At 29.2% G+C, this 1379-nt stretch carries 1 protein-coding gene; it reads right to left on the bottom strand.

The window, feature by feature from the left end; translation table 11 throughout:
* A partial coding sequence (locus tag Z054_RS0125645; protein WP_206538814.1) for a basic secretory protein-like protein occupies nt 1–572 on the bottom strand: 572 nt, incomplete at its 3' end.
* Between the last annotated feature and the right edge of the window lie 807 nt (nt 573–1379).

Genomic DNA, 1379 nt, shown 5'->3' with positions numbered 1-1379 from the left:
ATACCTTCAGTATATGCCCAAAAAGGAGAAGACCCGTCATAAGTTCCTCCTGTAGTTGGCGAATAGTTATAACCATGGGTTACTTCGTGAAATAAAATACCATCGATCTCATCTTTTATAACCTGAGAATCATTACCAGAATCCCTATAGATTTTAGCCAGATGTTGTGTGCTTACTTCTATGGTCATTTGATCACCATCTCCAAATTTGTGAGCTACAAAATCTTCGTTTTTGAGGTTAAAGTTTAATAATCTAAACTTAGGAGCATCTGCAGAGTTACGATATAATATTTTAGCAACATCCAGGCAACGTTGTTTCATGTAAGACTCTGCATTAAGAATTACCTGCTTAAATACTCGAGATCCTTCGGTTTGTCCATCAAAATCAGTGAATTTTACAGTAGGAGTGAGAAAATCATTTCCCCATTCACAAGCTTGCTTGCTTTTTGAAATAGAAGAAGTGCTGTTTTTACTACTTGTAATTAGGTTTACGGGTTGTGCACTCATTTTGAGTACAAATACCATTGCTGCTACCATGCTTATCCAAAGCATGTGCTTTTTGTAATTTTTCATTGTAAAGTTTGTGTTTTTTATTAGTATTTTTTTTTATAAAAACTAATAAATGTTAGTTGCAATAAAATTACAGTATTGGGATATGTTTTCATTTTTTGGACTTAATTTCAGTGTTTTTTATTCTTTTTTAGTTTTTTTTAGTTTTTTTTCTTTTTAAAAGGAAATATGTTCATTTTATGAAGTGTTTTTTATGCTAAAAAATAACATCTCTATAGGGTAAGTATAGAATAAAAAAGCATTTTCTATGGATTATAGATAAGTAGAGCTTTTAGATAGGCTTTTTTTAAACGGTTTTGATCTATCTAAAAATTGCTTACTATCACATGAGCACATAATTAAGTAGATATATAAAAAACATGTACCACTTTAAACAAGAAGTAAATCAACTTTAATAAAATAGGTTGTAAAAAGAGTACATGAACATACCTATTTATATATGTGTAAAGCGTATCTCTTATGTTTTAATATAACAAGGAACTCTTTAGAAACCACTTGGTTTATTAATTTAGGACAGTTTTTCTTCACTTACTATCCAAAGGAATCTACACTTAATTTCAATGTTTTAGGTAATTATATAATTTTCATCGGTTTGTTAAAATGAGGAGAGGATGTGTAAGAAATAGTACTAAAATATCCATATATGATACTTTATTAATCCAAATGATGGTAATACCATAACTCTAAGATATATTTCGCCTCTAAATAATCAATCTTAAAAACATATGGAAAAAAAAGTAGACACAAATCAGTTCTCAAAGCTTTTTTCGACAAGGGCTTGGAAACTAAACTTTACAAAAATCGTAAACA

The organism is Aquimarina macrocephali JAMB N27 (assembly GCF_000520995.1).
In the GTDB taxonomy this organism is placed as follows: Bacteria; Bacteroidota; Bacteroidia; order Flavobacteriales; family Flavobacteriaceae; genus Aquimarina; species Aquimarina macrocephali.
This window is presented reverse-complemented; position numbering and strand designations above follow the sequence as displayed.